This window comes from Cognaticolwellia beringensis (assembly GCF_002076895.1).
GTDB classification, from domain to species: domain Bacteria; phylum Pseudomonadota; class Gammaproteobacteria; order Enterobacterales; family Alteromonadaceae; genus Cognaticolwellia; species Cognaticolwellia beringensis.
In genome coordinates this window covers 3,326,800-3,349,061 of record NZ_CP020465.1, presented here as the reverse complement: position 1 = coordinate 3,349,061, position 22,262 = coordinate 3,326,800, and the positions used below count along the sequence as shown (strand labels likewise).

Sequence of the window (22,262 nt, the reverse complement as noted above, 5' to 3'; positions counted from 1 at the left end):
TTTGACTTTGAAATAGAGTGCAACTAAAGTCAAATTATTGATACATAATGTCAAATATTTTATACACCACTTTTATACACCAGTTAAAGGGTGCTTGGTGTTTAAACAGCCAATAATATTCAACGAGTTAGATAAGTTTAGTTCGATTAATATGAAATTGAGGGTTTACTATGTCATACAAAGAACGCAGTATTTGGATCTCTTTAGCCATAACGGTTTATATCTGGTTTAACTACTTCTCTACGCTTTATTTATCAGCGCAACAAGAGACTTTAACCACAAGTATTATGCAATCTGCATTGCTGACAGTGGTTATCATGACCATTTTATTAGAGATTTTTCATCATATGGTTATCGCTATAATTGATAATAAAAATGCGAACTATGATGAGGATGAGCGAGATAAGAAAATCACGCTTATTGGGACTAAAAATGCCTACTACATTCTAAACTTTACTGCGATTGCCGCAGTAGTACATTTACTTTTTCCTTTTATGAATCAAAGGCTAGAAACGTTGCTTAACTTACCAAATGAGTATGTCATTATAAATATTATTATTTTTGGTGCTCTAATTGCGGAAATTGTAAAGTTTGCGACGCAAGTATTTTATTATCGTCGAGGCTTTTAGAATGGCAAAAAATATAACCAATAGTATTCGTCGTTTGCGTTTCAATAACAATGAAATGACACAGCAAATGTTGGCTGACGCGGTTGGTGTCTCACGACAAACCATCGTCGCGATTGAAAAAGACAAATACTCGCCCTCATTAGAAGTAGCATTTAAAATTGCCCAGTATTTCGACACCCCTTTAGAGTCTGTTTTTCAGTATCAATAATAAGCAAAAGTATTGTCGTGCAATCACCATAATACTTGGTCTATCTCATTGAGCAATTTTTGAGTATGCTCATGAATACTGGCACTGTGATTATTTTTAATCGCCATTTCTAATCCCAGTGCATATTTAGATAAATCGGCAAAGCCAAACATTTGTGCTGCACCAGCAATACGATGCGATAGCTTAGCAAGCTTATCAAAGTCATCATTGTTAATATGTAACACTAAGTCTTGCTGCTCTAACACCAAGTTAGATTTAAACTCCTGTACTAAATCCGACATATCGACATTATTAAAGCTTTCATTTGCCACCGCTTGAGAAACACTACCGTTATAATATTTTGCAATGGTTGGAATAAAAATATTTCGTTCAATCGGTTTAGATAAATGTTCATTAAAACCCAATGATAAATAATGAGAAATTTCATGCGACATTGCATTAGCAGTTAAGGCAATAATCGGCACTTTACAACCTGTCTGTCGCAAAATATCATACGCTTCAACACCATCCATTTCTGGCATTTGTATATCCATTAAAATTAACGCTGGCTGGTGTTGTTTGAATAAAGCGAGCGCTTCATAACCATTACGTGCCGTTATAACTTCTAACCCCAAAGAAGTAAGTAAACGCGCGATAAGTCGACGGTTATCATTGTGATCATCAGCAAGTAATATTGTGCCCTGCAATGGCTGCTGCTCTTCGCTAGCACTTAATTCAGTAGCCGATATTCTGCTTTCGCTACACAACTCACTCATACTTGCCTGACAAGGTAAACTAAAAGCAAAAACACTGCCTTGATTTAGCTCACTTTCAACTTCAATTTTTCCGCCCATAATTTTGGCTAGTTGGCCTGATAAACACAGGCCTAAACCCGTACCACCAAAGCGTCGGTTAATACTGCTGTCGCCTTGGGTAAAGCTTTCAAATAAGTTTTGTAATTGTGAGCTGCTCATACCGATACCACTGTCGGTAATTTTAAACAAAAGGATATTTTTATGCTGACTAATATTTAATTCAACCTGCCCTTTCTGGGTAAATTTAATGGCATTAGAACATAAGTTGATCAGAATTTGTTTAACACGAAAACCATCAATTTCAATTAAGAAGGGTTTTGGTAAGGAATGAATAATTTCAAAAGTTAAGCTTTTTGACCTCGCCTGTAAGCTAAACATATTTGCCAGTTCTTGCAAAATATCGTGCAAGTTTTGTGTCTGTATTTCAAGCTCTATTTTATTAGCTTCAATTTTACTTAAATCGAGAATATTGTTAGTCAGCTCGAGTAAATGCAGACTATTGCCGTGAATAATCTTGACTTCTTTGCCAATAAATTCTTCTTCAACATCGCCACTAATTATCGCTTCAGCTTGACCAATAACCGTAGTCAATGGGGTTCTAATTTCGTGGCTCATATTCGCTAAAAATTGACTTTTAATCTTGTTCGCTTTTTGTAACTCTTGCATTAAATATTCGAGTTCAGTGGTTCTTTGCTTTACTTTGGTTTCAAGGGCATTTTTTGAGCGCCGCTCTATTTCTCTGCGGGCAATTAAAAACCCAATAAGCAACGTGGCCACTACCACAATCACAATAATAACGCGTGTTTGTGAAGAGCGTTCAATTTCAAGCTCTTGCAAACGTTGCTGTTGCTTTAACTGCTCAACTTGTTGTTTTAATTGTTCAGAGTCAAACAAAGCTAACTTCGAATTAAGTTCATTATTGTCTAATTCAAATTTAGCTCTCAAAAAGTCATTTTGACTGGCAATTGCTTCAAAATTTTGATGTTGTGCAGCATATATAAGTGCCAATAGAGATAGGTTGTATTGTATTTGGTCCTTGTTTTTTCTTTGTTCAGCTATATCATTTGACTCTTCGACATGGCGCAACGCCAAGTCATATTTCCCTTGATAAAAATAAGCTTTAGCTAAAGAATATAATGAGCCTGAGTAAGCATTGTCGTGCCCTTGCTCAATACTTAATCGAATCCCCTCCTTTGCATAAATTATGGCGAGGTCAGGTTTTTGAATATCGTTGTAGAGTTCGGCTAAATTATGTGAAACAGAAGCAACATAATAATCATCTTTATTTTTGCGAGCAGAATCAAGTGAAAGCTTCATATAATGCTCTGCCTTTTCGTAGTCCCCCTCATATTTATAGGAAGTGCCGATATCACCGTATGCCATTACAAGCCCACTATGATCTGAAATTTTCATCCGCCTTTCAATCACTTCGTGATACATAGCTATAGCGAGATCGTATCGTTTTAGCTCTAAATGAAAGCCTGCAATATTAAATTTCACATCAATTTTATCTGTTTCACTACCAAATTCTTGATATCTCAACTCTGCTTGTTGATAGCTTAACAATGCCTTTTCAAACTCGCTTGTTCCGGCATATACTAAGGCTATATTATTGTATAAATTTGCTTGGGCAATGGGTTCTTCAAGCGTAAGATAATATTTAAGCGCTTGTTGATAGGAATATAATGCCAAGTCACCTTTCCCCTTATAGTAGGCATAAACACCCACTCTTTTATAGGCGTCTGCTTCAAGTCGTTTAAATTTAAATTGATTGGCAAGACGTTGCTCTTTTTGTGCAACGTTAATGGCATGATCAAGTTGTCCTAAATTATGATGGATTCTACTTTGACTGGCTAAAACGGAGAGTTTATCTTGCGATGATAAAGTGTTGTCAGCACTGAGAGAGGTGATTAAATCTAAGGCTTGTTTTTGAGCTTTCATGGCCTCAATTATGGATAGCTGCTCAGTAAGGTTTTTATCTAGAGATTGAGTAGATTTCTGATTTTGACTTTGTACCGTAAAACTCGTAAAAATTGTAAATAAAAACAATAAATAGAATAACAATGTTCGCTTAGGATCCGCCATCTATAACACCTTAAAACACGCCTATTTTTACTATCAAGTGAATTATTACTCTTGCGAATTTAGTTATACTCTATTACTTCAATCGATAAATAACCCTGTAGAAGTTAGTTATAGCATTTTAATATTCCACTAACAACGCTAAGCTCAAATGGCTTCACACGCCTGACGCAACAATTTTACCTTTAAATGTCACTTCTACTTTTTACATGCAGCACCTTTGGCATTTAGAAGTGATATATAAGGTTACTAAATGTTCAGCGACCTATCACTGGCGTTTAAGGTTCTAGATAACTTGGGTTTATTATCGAAGCGCTATTACCACAAGACGTTATCTATCTCATTCAGTAATTTTGGGGTGTGTTCATTAATACTGTCACTATGATTATTTTTAATCGCTGTTTCTAGACCAATGGCATAAATAGATAAATCAGCAAAACCAAACATTTGTGCTGCACCAGCAATACGATGCGAGAGTTTAGCCAGTTTATCAAAGTCTTTATTGTTAATGTGTAACACTAAATCTTGCTGCTCTAATACCAAGTTAGATTTAAACTCCTGTACTAAATCTGACATATCCACGTTATTAAAACTTTCGTTCGCCATGGCTTGCGAAATACTACCGTCATAATACTTTGCAACGGTTGGAATAAAAATTTTTCGTTCAATGGGTTTAGATAAATGATCATTAAAACCCAGTGATAAATAATGCTCTATTTCATGCGACATTGCATTTGCGGTTAAGGCAATAATAGGTGTTGTACACCCTTTTTGACGCAAAATTTTAAACGCTTCTATACCATCCATTTCTGGCATTTGAATATCCATTAAGATTAACGTTGGCTGGTGTTGTTTGAATAAGGCGAGTGTTTCATAACCATTACGTGCCGTAATAACCTCTAATCCCAACGAAGTGAGCAAGCGCGCTATGAGTCGACGGTTATCGTTATGATCATCAGCAAGTAGGATTGTACCCTGCAATTGCTGGTGTTCTTTACTATTATCAAACTCAGTAGCCGATACTTTACTTTCGCCACATTGTACACTCAAACTTGCTTTACACGGTAAACTAAAGGCAAAAACACTGCCTTGATTAAGCTCACTTTCAACTTCAATTGTTCCGCCCATAATTTTGGCTAGCTGGCCTGACAAACATAAACCTAAACCTGTACCACCAAAGCGTCGGTTAATACTACTATCTCCTTGGGTGAAGCTTTCAAATAAATTTTGTAGTTGCGAACTACTCATACCGATACCACTGTCGGTAATTTTAAATATCAGATTATTTTCTTTTTGACTAATATTCAATTCTACGTGCCCTTTAGGCGTGAATTTAATGGCATTAGCACATAAGTTGATCAAAATTTGTTTTACGCGAAAACCATCCATCTCAATTAAAAACGGCTTTGGTAAATAATGAATGATTTCAAACGTTAAGCCTTTTGATCTCGCTTGTAAACTAAACATATTAGCGAGTTCTTGCAATATGTCGTGCAAGTTTTGCGTTTGTATTTCAAGCTCTATTTTATTGGCTTCAATTTTACTTAAATCTAGAATATTGTTAGTTAACTCAAGTAAATGCAGACTATTCCCGTGAATAATTTTAACTTCTTTACCAATGAACTCTTCTTCAACATCGCCACTAATTATCGCTTCAGCTTGGCCAATAACTGTAGTTAATGGAGTTCTAATTTCGTGGCTCATATTTGCTAAGAACTGACTTTTAATCTTGTTAGCATTTTGTAACTCTTGCATTAGATATTCAAGTTCGGTGGTTCTTTGCTTTACTTTGGTCTCAAGGGCATTTTTTGAACGACGCTCTATTCCTCTGCGGGCAATTAAAAACCCAATGAGCAGCGCGGCAACCACGACAATTATAATAATAACTCGTGTTTGCGAAGAACGCTCAATTTCTAACTCTTGTAAACGTTGCTTTTGCTTTAACTGTTCAACTTGTTGTTTTAATTGATTTGAATCGAACATTGCTAACTGCGAATTAAGTTCGTTATTGGCAAGGGCTATTTGGACTTGAAAAAAGTCATTCCGGCTGGTGGTTGCCTTAAATGTTTCATGTTGTGCTGCATATATAAGTGCGGTTAGCACTATGTTAAATTTAAGCTGCTCTTTATATTGCATTTTTTCAGCCACTTCAGTCGATTTTTCGATATAACTCAACGCGAGATCAAATTGTTCTCGATGAAAGTAAGCTGTAGCTAAACTGTATACTGCGCCAACATATGCATTGTCGTGTCCCTGAGCAAGACTTAAACGTATACTTTCCTCAGCGTAAATTATAGCCTGGTCGATGTTTTGCAAATTAATGCTAAGTTCAGCCAAGTTATGTAATGTTGAAGCAGCATTATAATCATCTTGATTTTCACGATGTAAACTCAACGCTAACTTCATAAAGTGCTCAGCTTTTTTATAGTTACCTGCATACTTGTAAGACGAACCCAAATCACTATAGGCTCTGGCTAGGCCTACTTGATCAGAAGTACTCTTAAGCTGTTCAATTATATTAAAGAACATTGGAATTGATGTATCAAATCGTTTTAAACGTAAATGGAAAACTGCAATATTATTTAGCACGTCAAGTTGATCTTTTGGACTGCCAAATTTTTCATAAATTGGCTTAATTTTTTCATATATTTCTAGCTCTTGAGCATGCTGAGCCGTATTCCCATAAACTAGGGCAATATTACTGTATAAGTTGGCTTGGGCAATGGGATCATCAATAGTAAGATAATAATCAAGCGCTTGTTGGTATGAATGCAAGGCTAAGTTATTGTTACCTTTATAATAGGCATATATGCCCATTCTTTTATAGGCGTCAGCTTCCAGTTGTTTTAAATCAAATTCATTCGCAAGTTGCTGTTCTAACTTGGTAGTTTCAATCGCATTATCAAGTTGCCCTAATTGGTGGTATATCTTACTTTGGCTAACTAATACAGAGAGTTTATTTAATGTTGATAATGTTTTGTCTTTACTGAGCGAAGTGATTAAATCTAAGGCTTGGTTTTTATCATTCATCGCTTCAACAGAGGCTAGTTTCTGACCAAGGTTTTGCTCTGTATATTGAAATGGGTTTTGACTTAGAGCGTTAAAGCTAATGAAAAAACTGGTAAATATAAACAATAAAGAAAATAAAAAAAGCCTGCTAAAAGCAATTACCCATAACAACTTCAAGCTCGAATTTTTTCTTCTATCAAGTGAATTATTTTTTTGAATCATTTAACTATAATCTATTATTTCAATTGATAAAAAAGTACTTGGTTACAGTTATATCACTTTACCATTCTACTAACAATGCTAAGCTCCATTGTATTTTATATTGCCTTAACTCAATGAATTTGTAACAGAATGTAGCATTTGTTTTTTACACTAGTCGTTATTAAAATTTTATAAAAACTTAGCCAAGTAGATTACAAAAAGCTTATAATTCGGCTTCGAAATTATCTTTAAACAATTATTTAAGTTATCTCAATGTACCAAAACACTAAAGCAGCTTTTATTAAGCTAAAAAACAACAAGTTTTTCGAATTAAGTGTTATATGTGTCATCATAATTTCTGCCCTTGAAATTGGCGCTAAAACATACTCTTTGTCAAATACAGCTGTTTCGATTACGGCTGTGCTCGATACCTTTATCACGCTTTTTTTCCTGTTTGAAATATCGCTGAGGTTTATAACTGAAGAGCATAAAAAGAACTTTTTTAAATCTGCGTGGAATGTCTTCGATACGCTAGTCGTTGTTATAAGCCTTATCCCGATAAATGATTCGGAAATGGCTTTACTTGCTAGATTAGTGAGGGTTTTCCGTGTTTTGCGGATGATATCAGTTGTACCTGAACTAAGAATATTGATTAACTCATTAATAAAAGCTCTGCCTCAACTAGGCTATGTCGTGTTGTTAATGTTTATAATATTTTATATTTATGCGGCTATTGGCAGCTTTATGTTTAACACCATAAATCCAAAATTATGGGGCGACATAGCCATTTCAATGCTTACTCTATTTAGGGTAATGACATTCGAAGATTGGACCGACATTCAGTACGAAACCATGGAAGTTTATCCCTATAGCTGGATTTATTACATGACCTTCATCTTCTTTACCGCATTCGCATTTTTAAATATGGTTATTGGCATTGTGGTCAATGTAATGGAAGAAGAACACTCGAAAGAGAAAAATAAAGGTCAGCCAACTTTAGGTGAATTAAAGCAAGAAATAACCGAGTTAAAGTCACTGATTTTAAAACTCGATGAAAAAAAGAATCTTTAATTATTTAACAAAAGATAATTAAAAATATAAGTTTACGTTAAATAATTACAAACATTAAAAGCGAGTACTCATTATTGAAGTACTCGCTTTTTTATATCCACCTCAGCACAAGCTTAATTAAACGGTAAAATTACATGTTCAACTTCACGCTATGCGCTTTGTTATCATGATTTCAAATAGCTTTATTTTTAATAAAGGCGACTTCCGCCGCTACTGTCCAGCAGCTGATAATTAAACATAAGTCGCCTAATACAACAAAGTTCTCTACCTCCATATCTATAATGATAAACATGATGGCTAACGAAGGAATAAAACCTGCTATAAACGAGCTTTTGAAAAACCAATTATGCCCATAATAGGCGTATACGGCTCCAATCAAACCACCAACGACAGCAAGCAGAAAATAAGAGAGAAAACTTAATATTGATAAAGTGCCATTCTCATTAAAATACGCTAATAAAAAAAACAATATTGGAAATGTTAAAGCCGTCGTTGTTACCTTAATAATATTTTCGCGATCCATTGAACCATCCTTGTCGTTGTTTCGTCCGTTCAAGCGAACATGTTGTTGAGTTAGCGATTAAAATAGCTAACTCAAATAAAAAACCTCCAACTACTAATATTCTGTTTTCATGCCTCAGTTACATTTATAAAGACTTATCAATACTTATCAATACTTAACGACTTTATCGAAGCTAAAGAAACTGAGTATGTTACAAAGAACAGAATAAATCCAAGCATCAATAAAGTAAAACTAATGTAAGGGTCTGAAAAATCGTGAACAAAGATTAAACCAGCGCCTAACGACGCATTAATGGCAGAAAAATGGCCTTTGTTAAACATCGTTCTTAATTTACGTTTTAATGGTTTTATCAAATCGATAAGTATTGGAATAACTATTAATAAAAAAATAAACAAGTCTAATTTATTGCTGATACCCACAGTAACTCCTCAGTAAATGAAAATGTAAATGCCCCAATCTGAGACAATGAAATAGCAGACTAAAAAAAGGTAAAGAAGGAGAAAAACCTACGGACATTAGCCCTACCTTAAAACCTAACTAGCACTCCAAATAAATGGAGGATTTATGTACCAGACATTTTAATTAAAAACATAACCAAACCACCAAATAAAATAGCTCCAACAATTACCATAACAGTCAGTATTTTAGATTGAGTCATAGACTTTAAAAGTGCAAATTGAGTTAATGTTCCAGTAGCCAATAAAGCACTAGTTTTGAGATTGTCTTTGGTTTTATCATCCATAATTGAGATTACTCCTTATTTTATTTGCCTGTTAGCCAAACTATAGGGGAAGTTCATCTGGCTATAATGCGCGTGGTACAAGGAGCAGCCAACTTATGTAATTGTTCCACTTTAGCATTTTGTTATACGGTTATTGACCCATTATTTTAATGGGTTTGGTATTATTGAGTTCTTTAACTTACCAATCTAAGCCTTTTTGCGCCATTATGCCTGCGTTAAACGCATGTTTTATGGGCTGTACTTCCGAAACAGTATCAGCTAGCTCTAGTAATCTGCGATGACACGCTCGACCCGTAATTAAAACATGTTGCATTTTAGGGCGGTTATTCACTGCTTCAATAATCTCATCTAGTTCAATGTAGCCATATTTAACCATGTAAGTCATTTCATCGAGTAAAACAATATCAAGGCTTTCATCACTCAACATTTCTTTACTTTTTTGCCATGCCACTTTAGCTGCCGCTATATCAGTTTCTGTACTTTGGGTTTCCCAAGTAAAACCAGTCCCCATGACATGATGCTGAACAGAGAATTGCTTTAAAATATTCATTTCTCCGCATTCCCACTTTGTGCCTTTGATAAATTGCACAACACCGGCCTTTTGACCGTGGCCAATAGCGCGCAGTACGGTACCAAAGCCAGAAGTACTTTTACCTTTACCATTTCCCGTTATAACAACAAAAACACCGCGTTCTTCAGTTGCTTGAGCTACTCGTTTATCTACATTGGCTTTAATTTTTTTTTGTCGTTCTATGTGTTTTTGCTCTTTTGTTTTGGCTACTTCCACTTGCGATTGAGCCGCAGGATCTTTATTAATATCATTCATAAATACACTCATTATTATTTATAGCTTTGCAAGCCTCTACAAACAGCGCGCTTTATTAAAAATACGCAAGGTTAAGCCTGGATTGCTTGGAAAATACCAATGCATATATGATGCAATAATATTGTTATGTTGGTAAACAAACTCGCCTGCGCGTTCACTCGGGTGGTGCGTAGTTTGGCCAATGGGCTCTAAATCAATTTGCGCAGAGGAATAATGGAAACTGTGTCCTCGCATTATATTATTTACAGCATTACTATCAAGGTCTTGATTACTCAATGGTAAATCAACCCACTGTGATCCTATAGCGGCGAGTTTTTTCTGCATTATGGCTTTGCCCGGCATAAGCCCAAGCATTGAAAATAAATTGCCTGAAAAATCGATTAATTGGTCAAGTAAATACAACATACCACCACATTCAGCAATAATGGGCTTGTTGCTGTCTGCAAATTTTTTTACATCACTTATAAAACTGACATTATTCATTAACTGCTCAGCATATAATTCGGGATAGCCACCGGGAATATATAAAATATCACCTTCAGGTAAGTGTTCATCAATCAATGCTGAACAATACACGAGTTCGGCACCTGCTTGCTGTAAAAAAGCAATATTAGCAGCATAAATAAAACTAAAGGCATTGTCTCTAATGATAATAATGCGCGTGCCGACTAATGCACGATGAATAAAGTCTGTTTGGCTATCGTTGTCAGAGGCAAAAAACTCAATTTCTTTTGGTAAATCAATCAACCCTGTATTAGCAATATGACTCGCCGCTTGATCTAATTGAGCGTCTATATCGGCTAGCTCTTGCGCTTGTACTAAACCTAAATGACGCTCGGGTAAGGTGATGGCGCTATCTTTGGGCATACGACCATAAAATGTAAACTCTTGGGGTAAGCTATCACTTAACAATTCAGCATGACGATCGCTATTAACACGATTAGCAATTACGCCAGAAAACGGTAAGTTTTCTCGATATTTAGCGAGGCCAAAAGTGACTGCTGCAAAGGTTTGTGCCATCGCTTTAGCATCAATAACGCCGAGTACTGGAATATTAAAATATTCCGCCAAGTCGGCACTACTGGGCGTGCCATCAAATAAGCCCATAACACCTTCAATTAAAATGAGATCTGACTCGATGGCTGCCCGATAAAGTAAATCCTGACAAGCTTGTTCACCGACCAACCATAAGTCTAATTGATAAACTAATTCGCCACTGGCTTTACGCAAAATCATCGGATCAATAAAGTCGGGGCCCACTTTAAATACCGCGACCTTACGGCCTTTATTACGATGAAAACGTGCAATTGCTGCGGTAACTGTAGTTTTACCTGAGCCTGAATGCGGTGCGGCAATAATTAATGCCGAACACATCACCCCTTTACCTTGTATCTGCTTGGACTTGTCTTGAAATAATGGCGCTTGAGTCGCTTTACTTTTAGCTGCTGACGATTGCTTATTCACTGTAGCCATTAAAAACTCCTGTTATAAAAATTAGTGCGTAATGAACAACTAAAACTAATGACCATTGTTGATACGAAGGTTATCTTTTATCGCTTTATTAACGAAAAAATGACTCAACGTAAAATCAATAACAATAGCCGAAATAACATAGAAAACAGGATTATAAATAGATTTTAAGTAATATTTATCGACACGAGAGGTATATTCGGCCCATGACAAGTCAGGAAAGTTACCTGAAAATGCGTAATAGCTGCCATTTGATATGAAAAAGGCAATAGAGCTAGCGACAAACAAGGCTGCTGCTATTTTAACAACATTGGTTTGCCAAATATTTTTCTCCCAGTTAGGTCGAGTAAAGTAACCGGCAGTAAACATAGCCGCGTAACTTAATACTAGCGCAGGGTATGAGGTGGTAATGCAGTCGCCAAACTGTCCGCGATAATAGGATGAGCCAAGATCTACCGTTAGCGTCAGAATATAAAAAAACCAAAAAGCTTTAATATTTCGTAAATACATACCGGCTAAGAAGAAAATAGCAATTGATGCGCTTGGTAAGTGATTAAAACTGGCGAAGTGATGGGTGCGTGTTGCGAGCATAAGCAAAGTAAGTACTGCCAATACAGCAATGAGCAAACTCATAGGTAATTTTTGGTTAACTGATTTCATAACGATTCCGTTGTCTAAAACATATCTAATGTTAACGGTGTAGGAAATCAAAGTTGGTAAACGGTGTAGCTGGCATTTTTAATTATTAACGTGTTGAAAATACAGTAATAAAATAATGCGTTGGTAACAAAATCCAGACCGTTTACTGTTCTCTGAATCACCGCCCACCGCAGTTGTCGAGTAATATCTCATGTGTGCAATTACGTCTTAATTTGCATAAAAAGATATGATCAGGCCGGTCTCCGGACTCCTGATCAGCGCATTTGCAACACCTTCCCATACCTTCACTTTCGAACTAAGTTCAATCATGACTCATACAGTGGTTTTGTTGCTGCTCACAGTTACCGTTGCGGGGGCAGTACAGGTATTTCACCAGTTTCACGTTTCATCTTCGTTTGTGTAATTTTACTCATTGTAGTTATCAATAAAATAAAACTGAAGACACCTAAATCAGCGCTGATATTACGCCATGTCTAGTGGTTATTCAACAACTAACAAGCTTTGTCAGTGACAAATTAGACTTTGAAAATACAATCACCATTTGACGCAATATTTGCATTGAATCGCGTGGATGATTTGGTTATTCTCCTCGTCCAATGAATTCAATTCAACCGCTACCAAGCTCTAGAAGCTAATAAATGACAACAAACTTATATTTAGCTCGACATGGCGAAACGCAATGGAATAAAGTCCAACGCTTTCAAGGACAATTAGATAGCGAATTAACCGAAACAGGTAAACAGCAATCAAAAGCACTGGCGATGCATCTTGCGGATCAAGAGATAAACTTAATTGTGTCTTCTTCATTAGGTCGAGCCGTTTCTAGCGCTAAATTATGCCAACAGCAATTAAATGCCCCATTGTGCATATCAGACAAACTGATTGAACGAGATTTAGGCCATTGGCAAGGACAGTATGTTGATGATATTAAGAGCGATAAAAGCTATCACGAAATATTACATCAATTTACGGCGCTTCCCCCGGAAGATGGCGAAAGTGCCGTAAACTGTGCAAGCCGAATTTATCAAGCATTAGAAACCTTGGCTAAAAACAATATCAATAAAAATTTATTAGTTATTTTTCATGGTGAAGCTTTACGCTGCTTTTTAGCAAAATTAGGCCACAGTGCAACGGGAAATGCTTATCAGCTATTCAAAAATGGCTGTTTGTTTCCATTAAGCTACCAGCATGACAACCAACGTTTTCAGTTATTAGGTTAAGTGATTCATCACCCTGTAAATTTCGCATATTATAAGTTGCTAAGTTATGGCCATATCCATCGACAATGTAATTGACCTCGCCCTTTTATGGTTGCCCAACTTTGCCGTCTTTTGCACGCTATTATTGGCGTTAATACTTGATAAAGTGTTTGGTGAAGCAAAGTACTTCCACTATTTAGTCGGCTTTGGATGGCTGGCAAATAAGCTAGCAGAGCAATTAAATCCTGAACATTCAACTCAAGGTGCTATACAAGCTAAATTACTAGGCACCCTTGCGTGGTGTTTACTTGTGTTACCTTTGCCTATTAGCTATTTTTATTTCTGTAATAATTTAATTTGGTATTGGCAAATTTTACTTGATGCTTACGTGCTTTACTTATGTATTGGTCTTAAGAGCTTGTATCAGCATGCGATGCAAATATATCGGCCATTAAAATCTGGCGACCTTAGCAGCGCACGTCATTTTACGGGTTATATTGTCAGTCGAGAAACCGCAGCACTTACCGAGCAAGAAATGTCCAGAGCAACCGTAGAGTCAATGCTAGAAAATGGCCACGACGCGGTTATCGCTTCCCTTATTTATTATTTAATTGGCGGTGCCCCGCTGGTTATTTTACACCGATTTGCCAATACCTTAGATGCAATGTGGGGTTATAAAAACACACGCTATCAACATTTTGGTTATGCCAGTGCTAAGTTTGATGACTTGTTGGGCTTTATTTCTGGTAAATGTTGTACCCTGCTTTATGCTATACAAGGTTTAGCACGAGGACGATTTATTCCTGCAATGGTTAACGCCTTTCAACAAGGTAATAAATACAAAAGTCATAATGGTGGCTGGGTTATGGCTGCTGGTGCAACGGTTTTAAATAGAAAATTGGGCGGAAGTGCGCTCTACCACGGTAAAGTCATTCAATCTGTCACTCTGGGTTCAGGAAAAAATATTAGTACCGATGACATTACTAGCAGTTTACAGTTGGTGAGCCGCGCCAGTTTGTTATTATTGGCGGGTGTATTGGTTTTTCAACTGGCAAGTGGTTTTGGCAACGTTTTATTATAATTTTTTGAATGATTTGATGATTTAAGCACAGGAATGATATGGCATTAATGCATGGAGGCCAACTGCAACAAGTGGCTGAACACTATAAAATACCCATGGCTGATTGGCTCGACCTATCAACCGGTATTGCACCTACGTGTTACTCAATCCCCAACATTCCACTGAATGTATGGCAGCAGTTGCCACAACAAAACCCAACACTCATTGCAGCGGCAAAACAGTATTATCAATGTTCACAACTGGTGATCACCAACGGCAGCCAAGCTATTATAAAAGCCCTACCTGGCGTTTATCGACAAAAAAATGCCAGCTCAGAAGATGTTTATTTACCCGAGCGTGGTTATAAAGAGCATGCACATGCTTGGAAAATGGCAGGATATAATTTGCATTTTTACCGCAATGCATTGCCAGAAATAACCGCGTTGTCCGCAGGTTGTGTTGTTGTTATTATTAATCCTAATAACCCCACAGGCCAGTACTTCAACGTTAATATCATCAAACAATACCATCAACAATTAAAGCAACTTAACGGTTTATTAGTGCTTGATGAAGCCTTTGTCGATGTTATGCCCGCTGAGCAGTCTTATTGTCAACAGGTGAATGACAGTCACTGTTTAGTGCTGCGTTCTTTTGGGAAGTTTTTTGGTTTAGCCGGTATTCGTATTGGTTTTCTAGTCGCAAACAATGCTTGGTGTAAAACCTTCGAAGCGTTATTAGGGCCATGGCAAGTCAATGGACCCGCACAAACCGTTGCCGAGCAAGCATTATGTGATACCCACTGGCAAGAAAAACAAAAACAGACCTTAAAGCAATTAAGCACCGCGCAGGAAAATAAACTTTTACAGGTATTTCCCAACACATTAATTTTGGCTATTAAAGGCTGTGATCTATTTCTAACCGTAGAATTTAGACAAAGCGATAGCGCAAAAAAACTTTATCATTTGTTATGCCAACAAGGTGTTTATTGTCGCCTTGCCGATGAACAAGACACTCTGAGATTTGGCATAACAACAGCAGACACGCTTGAGCGTTTAGCCATTGCCTGTGCTAAGGCTTGCAAGCAACTGAGCTAATCATATCTTTCAGTAATCAGTAATCAGTAATCAAATTTATATACAAATCGAAGTAGCGCTAATACAAAAAGGATAATACAAAAAGGACACCCATTGGGTGCCCTTAGTTATAATGTATACAAGTAACTAGATACAAGTTAACGGTCTATCAAACCGCTAAATAGCGCTTAGTTTTTGTAAGTAATACCCACGTAAAAAGCACGTTCTTGTGAGTTGTAACTACTTGCTGTTTGATACTCTTTATCAAGTAGGTTGGTCACGCGTGAAGAAACACTAAAGTTATTTGACACGTCATAGTTCAAGCCTAAGTTAATCAATTGATAACTGCTTAAATCAACTTTACCAATACCGTAAACATCATCTGTTCTTGAGCCAACAAATTGGTATTCTGCATAAACATCGACTTCGCTGATCGTAGTAACAAATTTATAGTTAAACTTTTCTTTAGCGCGGCGAATTAATTGCTCATAACCTAATTCACCGGTAGATGTTGTTGACGATTGATCTTCAGCATCTGTATACGAAATATTAACATCATGCGTGCCACCCAAAGCAAGGTAATTCGCTGAAATTTCAATACCGTTAATTTCCACTTTTTCGAAATTCGCTGCAGCGCCATCTCTACGACCAATTAAGTCATCAATTTTTGAACGATAAAGACTAACACTGGTATTTACGTCATAAATTTTAGTTTCTAAAAATAGCTCTGCCGTTTCAGAAAGCTCAGAATTAAGCGTTGGCGTGCCAAAGCCTGGGTAAAATAAATCATTGTAAGTCGGTACTTTAAAGCCTGTGCCGTAATTAAGCACAATGCGAGTATCTTGATCAATTTTTTGACCAACACCAACGTTATAGGTGTTTTCTGAGTTAACGTCTTCAACGTTGTCGTGTCTTACTGTTGCTTCAAATGTCCAATCGTTTTCAGTATATAAAGCATGAGCGAAAACACCTGTGGTGTCTCTTTCTTCTTTGTCATATACCGTGGTACTTTTAGACACGTCATCTTGATAGTAATCAACACCAAGGTTAATTTGTAAGTCAGCTGAAAGTTGGCTGCTGTTCACAATTGAATATTGATTACGACGAGTTTCGAAAACACCTTGTGACTGACCATCACTAAGACTGTCAGTACTGTCACGATTTTGGCCGACAGAAAATACCGTATTGTTGTTTACGCCATTAATATTGCTAGCGTAATTAGCACGTAGTAACCATGCATGGTTTTTAATATCAGAACCATTATAGTAACCATCGTACTCGTTATCGCCGCTATCACTTGAAAGCATCCATTCTAATGAAAAATCTTCACTAACTTTTTGCTGGCCTCTGATCGCAACAGAAGTAAAGTCGTAACCGTCATCATCAGTTTCGTCACCTTCTTGCACATCATAGCCATCGCTTTCTTCTTTACTAATGGTAATCGTTGTTTGGCCATCACCATGGCTAATACCGGCACCCGCATTAAATTTAGTAAAGTTGTCGCTACCATAACTAGCGCCTGCAAATAATTCACCTGCAGATAATTGACGGGTGAAAATTTGAATAACACCACCAATAGCGTCTGAACCCCATAATGCTGCACGAGGTCCTTGTACTATTTCGATACGCTCGATCATTTCAGGTGAAATAGTATTTAAACTTGTGCCACCCGATGTAGCAGAACTGACACGCACACCATCAATAAGAACCAAGGTGTGATCTGAGTTAGTACCACGCATAAAAATAGAAGAATTTTGGCCTCTGCCGCCATTCGTTGCTATATCAATACTCGGTACTGTAGACAGTAGGTCTAATAAAGAAATAGGATTAGCAAGTTCGATATCCGCTCGTGTAATAACCACTTGGCTAGTGAGCGTGTCATCAATATTTAACTGTGTACGTGTCGCCGTTACCGTTAAAATTTCGATATCTTTTGCGCTGTTTTCTGCATTTGCTGACGCAATAAAAGCTGTCGACATAGCGCCGGCAACAGCAAGTGATAATAATGATTTTTTGAAAAAATTGTTTTGCTTAATGTTCATATAACCTCATTAACGATACCCTCCGCACCGTAGTTTTGACTGCGTTAAAACACAGTGTAATTAAGTAAATTCAAGTGCTCGGACTGACATAGTTAACAAAATATCACTATGATCACCATTGCGGGGGCAGTGAAGAAATCTCATCTTCTTCCCTTAAACTTACTATATAAAACAGTAGCTAAAGTATTTAACCACTGTCGCTTATCTAAATTTTTGTCTGACTAATTCGCCAATTTATTACTTGGCGTATCAACACCTTGATTAATAATATCGTAAATTTTATCCATAGCTAAATGCTGTTCGCAAACATCAGCTAAGCGCTCAAGTTGTATTTCTCGATGTTGATTTATATCGATAACAGGCGTTTGTAAATCGTTAATACCTAACCAATTAAGCACCAATTGTGTCGGCGCAGGACAATCGAAAAAACCATGTAAATAGGTGGCAATAATTTGTCCGTCATCAGAGATACAACCATCAGGATTGCTTTGTGCTTGTGCTATCGGCTCATAGTGAATATTAAGTAACGAGTTGCTTAACGCTGGCCCCGTTGACACGCCACAATGTATTTCGTAGCCAGTTAGCTGACATGTTTCGCCATTTAACGTCATAGTGGCAGAGACTTGGCTTAAGGTTTTGTCTTGCGTCAGCGTTGTTGTAAAGTCTAATAAGCCTAAACCAGAAATTTTCTCTACGTGTGATTCAATATGCTCAGGATCAAATATTTGCTTACCCAGCATTTGATAACCACCACAAATACCGAGTAACTTGCCACCGTAGCGCAGGTGTTGCTCAATTTCTTGCTGCCAACCTTGTTGTTTTAAAAAAGCTAAATCAGAAATAACATTTTTACTGCCAGGTAAAATAATTAAATCAGCGCCTTGCAACGACTGGCCTATTTTAATGTATTGCAAATCAATATTGGCTTGTAAGCGCAACGGATCAAAGTCGGTATGATTGCTCATATGAGGTAATAAAGGCACAAATATTTTTACTTTCGCCTGTGTTATTTTGTTATCGAGTGCTACGGCATCTTCCGCGTCTAACGCTAAATCATGTAGATAAGGCAATACACCTAACACCGGTTTGCCTGTTCGCTCTTCAAGCCAATCTAAACCAGATTCAAGTAGTTTAATATCACCGCGAAAACGATTAATAATAAAGCCTTTCACTCTGGCTTGCTCTGACTCAGATAATAACGCTAATGTACCAACCAAATGAGCAAAAACGCCGCCTCGGTCAATATCTGCAACTAAAATAACCGGACAATCAACCGCTTCAGCGTAGCCCATATTGGCAATATCATGTGCACGAAGATTAATTTCAGCAGGACTACCTGCACCTTCAACTAATAATACTTGGTGATCATTCGCCAAGCGTTGATGCGACTCTAAAACGGCTTGCATCGCGACTTTTTTGTAATCGTGATATTTGCCTGCTTCCATATTTGAAATAGCTTTGCCATGAACAATAACTTGCGCGCCGGTATCGCTATTCGGCTTTAATAAAATGGGATTAAAATCAACCCGAGCTTCAACTTTTGCTGCAATAGCTTGCAACGCTTGAGCGCGACCAATTTCACCACCATCTTTTGTTACTGCACTGTTTAGTGCCATATTTTGTGGTTTAAATGGCGCGACATTATATCCGGCATTAACCAACACACGACACAGCCCTGCCACTAAGGTACTTTTTCCTGCGTCTGAGGTTGTGCCCTGCACCATTAATGTTTTCACGATGGCACCTTAGCGTTAGTATTTTCAGACGACTTTAGTGTTAAGGGTAAACCTGCCATCACAAACTCGACATTATCGGCAATTTTAGCAATGGCTTGATGTAACCAACCCGCTTGGTCGACAAACTGACGAGACAACTCGCCCATTGGCACTATGCCGTGCCCCACTTCATTACTGACTAAGATAATTTCAACACGTCTTTCAAAAGAAGCGGATGTTTGGGTATTTTTCTGCAGCTGAATGCGTTCCAGAACTGTCAGCAATTGCGCTTTTTCTTGCTGCCAATAGTCAAGGTTACAAAAATTCAGATTACCATCAACAATCGAGTCATTATCAACACTAGGTTTGCACAAGCTATTGCTTAGCCAAAGTGTTAAACAATCGACTAAGATACAAATACCTGAAGTACTGGCTGAACTAGCAATCGCAGACTCAATAGCCTTTGCTAGTAAAAAAGGTGATTCTACCAACGACCAATGTTCAGGGCGCTCAGCTTGATGTTGGGCAATTCTTTGCTGCATTTCAGTATCGAATGCTTGCGCTGTAGCAATATAGGTGACTGGCAAGTTTGACAACTTCGCATATTGCTCGGCCAGCGAGCTTTTGCCTGAACGGGCGCCGCCAATAATTAACTGTACTTTATTCAGAGTAATTGGGCTCATATAACGACCGAAGTAAGTGACAATAATGTGATGTAAATAACGACTTCTGACAACTGTTGAGCAGCGCCTAAACAGTCACCGGTATAACCGCCTAATTGTTGGGTAAACCAACGTTTTAAACACCAACGTGTCAGTAATAAAATAACCACTAACTTCCACGCGACACTCAAAGACAACGTCAACATAATGATCACTATGCCCGTAGCAAGCAGAGTTAAATAACTGTTGTTTGATAATGCTTGCGCTAACGGTTTCACTTTTGAAGTGGCATCTTCACTGACATAAGGCATATCAGCAATCAAACTTGTTGCTAGCACTCGACTTAAGCAATGACCTAAGACTAAAATAGACAGCAAGCTTAGTACTTCTGCTTCAACATTGTTGTTAGCTAATTCAAAATTAATTAACGCTAATAACACTTGGTATTTGATCATTAAAATAAAAAACAATGCCGCCGCGCCATAAGTGCCTAAACGACTATCTTTCATAATGTTAAGTTTATTTTCTACCGTCCAACCACCGCCAAAACCATCCCAAACATCTGCCCATCCATCTTCATGAAAGGCACCTGTTAATAGAACACTTATTGCCATGGCAACTAACAAGGCAATCTCAGCAGGTATGAAGATAGCACAAAGATAAAAAGCCAGTGCTGAAGACAAACCAATTAACACCCCAACTAAAGCGAAATAACGACTCGCTTCATTTAACATATTTGCACTTACCTCTGCGCTAATGTTAACGGGAATACGGGTAAAAAAACTTGTGGCTAACAACAATAATTGCCATTGCTCTGCCCACTGCCCTTGTTTAGCTACATTTGACGGCTGTTCATCAGGCTTAGGTAACATTGGTTACCTCGGCATCGGCAAAACTTGCCATATCATTAAAAAATGCCACTGCTGCTTGTATGATTGGCAGCGCTAATGCCGCGCCAGTGCCTTCGCCTAAGCGCAAGCCTAAATGTAATAAGGGTTTAACCTCTAACCATTGCAACATTTTTTCGTGACCTTGCTCACCTGAACAATGTGCAAATACCATATAGTCTTTCACGCTGGCATTAAACTTAATGGCTAACATGGCCGCAGCGGTACAAATAAAGCCGTCGACAACAATTAACATGCGATTTTCTGCTGCAGCTAACATTGCCGCAGTTATCTGAACAACTTCAAAGCCACCTAAACAGCGTAAAATAGATTCAGTATCCGTGAGATTATCTCGATGAAGTGCTAACGCTTGCTCTACCACTTGTTGTTTTTTCAGCACTATTTCATCAGAAATACCGGTACCACGACCCACTGCTTCGCTGGCAGGAATATTCATCATGGTGGCCATTATTGCAGAAGCAATCGTGGTGTTACCTATACCCATTTCACCAAAGGCGATGATATTACAGCCGGTATTGCTTATCTCAACAACATGCTGTTTAGCATAAGCAAAGCCTTGCTGAACTTGCGCTTTAGTCATCGCCGCGTGTTGGTTAATCGGCTGAGTAATATTACCTAATCGTTGTGCTTTAACACTGGATGATAAAACTGGCTGCAAAATGCCGGCATCGACAATATTAAGTTGCCACCCCAGTTGCTGACTAAACACATTAATGGCTGCGCCACCACCAGCAAAGTTGGCCACCATTTGGCGAGTTACTTCACTAGGCGCAATTGAAACACCTTCGCTAGCAACACCATGGTCGCCCGCAAAAACAGTTAAATGTGGATGCGTTAGTTGTAACTTATGCTGGTTGATCTTAGGGGTTTCAAAATCGTGAGTTGTTAGTTGAATTTTAGCGATTTGCTTTGCTAAGTGTTCAAGCTCTCCCAAGGCACCTAATGGCTTTGTTTTACCATTAATTACCGCTTGAATTTTTTCTGAGTGTTCGTCACTTACCGCTTGTATATCAAACATTTCAACGCCTAAACAGTATCAAACCAAAAATTAAGTTGGTTGATATAAATGATTAACGTCGATACGGTTTTGAGGTTTAATGGGAGAAATCTAGTTTCAAAAATGACATGGTCAAAATGAAAAAAGATAAAAATTCCAATGCCAGAGTAACCCGCTCGACGTGGTAATTAATGCACATATTTCCCCTGGTATCCTGACTTACAGCATCTAGATATACTCCTACACAAATCACTTTATTACATGAAGATTTGCCGGTATATCGTTCTGTTTACAGTTGCGGGTACAGTTGTGGACTTTCACCACATTCCCAGTTTTACATTCTCAACAATGGTTTTCCCATCAAAGAAGGTAAAATTGAATATGACATTAT

At 37.7% G+C, this 22,262-nt stretch carries 19 protein-coding genes and 2 riboswitches; of the genes, 6 read left to right on the top strand and 13 right to left on the bottom strand.

Annotated elements, in window-relative coordinates:
* Window positions 1–170: 170 nt before the first annotated feature.
* Window positions 171–629, top strand: coding sequence for a hypothetical protein (locus B5D82_RS14105; protein WP_081152405.1), 459 nt, complete (start codon window positions 171–173; stop codon window positions 627–629).
* Window position 630: 1 nt separating this feature from the next.
* Window positions 631–837 (top strand): helix-turn-helix transcriptional regulator, encoded by a 207-nt coding sequence (locus B5D82_RS14100; protein WP_081152403.1) that lies wholly within the window; start codon window positions 631–633, stop codon window positions 835–837.
* Between the two features lie 23 nt (window positions 838–860).
* On the opposite strand, the gene B5D82_RS14095 is transcribed toward B5D82_RS14100, so the two are convergent.
* Together B5D82_RS14095 and B5D82_RS14090 are read right to left on the bottom strand one after the other, a co-directional pair.
* Window positions 861–3,716, bottom strand: coding sequence for a response regulator (locus B5D82_RS14095; RefSeq protein WP_081152402.1), 2,856 nt, complete (start codon window positions 3,714–3,716; stop codon window positions 861–863).
* 315 nt (window positions 3,717–4,031) lie between these two features.
* Window positions 4,032–6,944, bottom strand: coding sequence for a response regulator (locus B5D82_RS14090; protein WP_081152400.1), 2,913 nt, complete (start codon window positions 6,942–6,944; stop codon window positions 4,032–4,034).
* Between the two features lie 252 nt (window positions 6,945–7,196).
* Between B5D82_RS14090 and B5D82_RS14085 the strand changes: the two genes are divergently transcribed.
* Window positions 7,197–7,994, top strand: coding sequence for an ion transporter (locus B5D82_RS14085; protein WP_081152399.1), 798 nt, complete (start codon window positions 7,197–7,199; stop codon window positions 7,992–7,994).
* Window positions 7,995–8,166: 172 nt separating this feature from the next.
* Here B5D82_RS14085 and B5D82_RS14080 read toward each other — a convergent pair whose 3' ends face one another.
* From B5D82_RS14080 to B5D82_RS14055, 6 genes are all read right to left on the bottom strand, one after another.
* Window positions 8,167–8,517, bottom strand: a complete 351-nt coding sequence (locus tag B5D82_RS14080) for a hypothetical protein (protein ID WP_081152397.1) — start codon at window positions 8,515–8,517, stop codon at window positions 8,167–8,169.
* 137 nt (window positions 8,518–8,654) lie between these two features.
* The gene (locus B5D82_RS14075) at window positions 8,655–8,936 is read right to left on the bottom strand and encodes a hypothetical protein (protein ID WP_081152396.1); all 282 of its coding nucleotides are present in this window, start codon (window positions 8,934–8,936) and stop codon (window positions 8,655–8,657) included.
* Window positions 8,937–9,079: 143 nt separating this feature from the next.
* On the bottom strand, window positions 9,080–9,259 hold the full coding sequence (locus tag B5D82_RS14070) for a hypothetical protein (protein ID WP_081152394.1): 180 nt from the start codon (window positions 9,257–9,259) through the stop codon (window positions 9,080–9,082).
* 178 nt (window positions 9,260–9,437) lie between these two features.
* Entirely contained in the window at window positions 9,438–10,085 is a 648-nt protein-coding gene (gene cobO / locus B5D82_RS14065) for a cob(I)yrinic acid a,c-diamide adenosyltransferase (protein WP_081154518.1), read from the bottom strand.
* A 36-nt stretch (window positions 10,086–10,121) separates the two neighbouring features.
* Window positions 10,122–11,558, bottom strand: a complete 1,437-nt coding sequence (locus B5D82_RS14060; RefSeq protein WP_245807479.1) for a cobyrinic acid a,c-diamide synthase CobB — start codon at window positions 11,556–11,558, stop codon at window positions 10,122–10,124.
* 45 nt (window positions 11,559–11,603) lie between these two features.
* The gene (locus B5D82_RS14055) at window positions 11,604–12,215 is read right to left on the bottom strand and encodes a hypothetical protein (protein WP_081152393.1); all 612 of its coding nucleotides are present in this window, start codon (window positions 12,213–12,215) and stop codon (window positions 11,604–11,606) included.
* Between the two features lie 216 nt (window positions 12,216–12,431).
* A riboswitch (cobalamin riboswitch) is annotated at window positions 12,432–12,679 on the bottom strand.
* A 174-nt stretch (window positions 12,680–12,853) separates the two neighbouring features.
* On the opposite strand from B5D82_RS14055, the gene B5D82_RS14050 reads away from it, so the two are divergent.
* The 3 genes from B5D82_RS14050 to cobD are packed head-to-tail and all read left to right on the top strand — an operon-like array spanning window position 12,854 to window position 15,568.
* Window positions 12,854–13,435 (top strand): histidine phosphatase family protein, encoded by a 582-nt coding sequence (locus tag B5D82_RS14050; RefSeq protein WP_081152391.1) that lies wholly within the window; start codon window positions 12,854–12,856, stop codon window positions 13,433–13,435.
* 46 nt (window positions 13,436–13,481) lie between these two features.
* Window positions 13,482–14,495, top strand: a complete 1,014-nt coding sequence (locus B5D82_RS14045; RefSeq protein ID WP_081152390.1) for a cobalamin biosynthesis protein CobD/CbiB — start codon at window positions 13,482–13,484, stop codon at window positions 14,493–14,495.
* A 38-nt stretch (window positions 14,496–14,533) separates the two neighbouring features.
* Window positions 14,534–15,568: a threonine-phosphate decarboxylase CobD gene (gene cobD, locus B5D82_RS14040; RefSeq protein ID WP_081152388.1), complete on the top strand. Its 1,035-nt coding sequence runs from the start codon at window positions 14,534–14,536 to the stop codon at window positions 15,566–15,568.
* 167 nt (window positions 15,569–15,735) lie between these two features.
* On the opposite strand, the gene B5D82_RS14035 is transcribed toward cobD, so the two are convergent.
* The 5 genes from B5D82_RS14035 to cobT form a co-directional block, all read right to left on the bottom strand.
* The gene (locus B5D82_RS14035; protein WP_081152387.1) at window positions 15,736–17,589 is read right to left on the bottom strand and encodes a TonB-dependent receptor domain-containing protein; all 1,854 of its coding nucleotides are present in this window, start codon (window positions 17,587–17,589) and stop codon (window positions 15,736–15,738) included.
* A 221-nt stretch (window positions 17,590–17,810) separates the two neighbouring features.
* Entirely contained in the window at window positions 17,811–19,325 is a 1,515-nt protein-coding gene (locus tag B5D82_RS14030) for a cobyric acid synthase (RefSeq protein WP_081152385.1), read from the bottom strand.
* Window positions 19,322–19,987, bottom strand: coding sequence for a bifunctional adenosylcobinamide kinase/adenosylcobinamide-phosphate guanylyltransferase (cobU, locus tag B5D82_RS14025; RefSeq protein WP_081152384.1), 666 nt, complete (start codon window positions 19,985–19,987; stop codon window positions 19,322–19,324). Before cobU ends, B5D82_RS14030 begins: the two co-directional genes overlap by 4 nt.
* The gene (locus B5D82_RS14020; protein WP_081152382.1) at window positions 19,984–20,838 is read right to left on the bottom strand and encodes an adenosylcobinamide-GDP ribazoletransferase; all 855 of its coding nucleotides are present in this window, start codon (window positions 20,836–20,838) and stop codon (window positions 19,984–19,986) included. Before B5D82_RS14020 ends, cobU begins: the two co-directional genes overlap by 4 nt.
* Window positions 20,828–21,892, bottom strand: coding sequence for a nicotinate-nucleotide--dimethylbenzimidazole phosphoribosyltransferase (gene cobT / locus B5D82_RS14015; protein ID WP_081152380.1), 1,065 nt, complete (start codon window positions 21,890–21,892; stop codon window positions 20,828–20,830). Before cobT ends, B5D82_RS14020 begins: the two co-directional genes overlap by 11 nt.
* Window positions 21,893–22,058: 166 nt before the next feature.
* A riboswitch (cobalamin riboswitch) is annotated at window positions 22,059–22,256 on the bottom strand.
* Window positions 22,257–22,262: the final 6 nt, after the last annotated feature.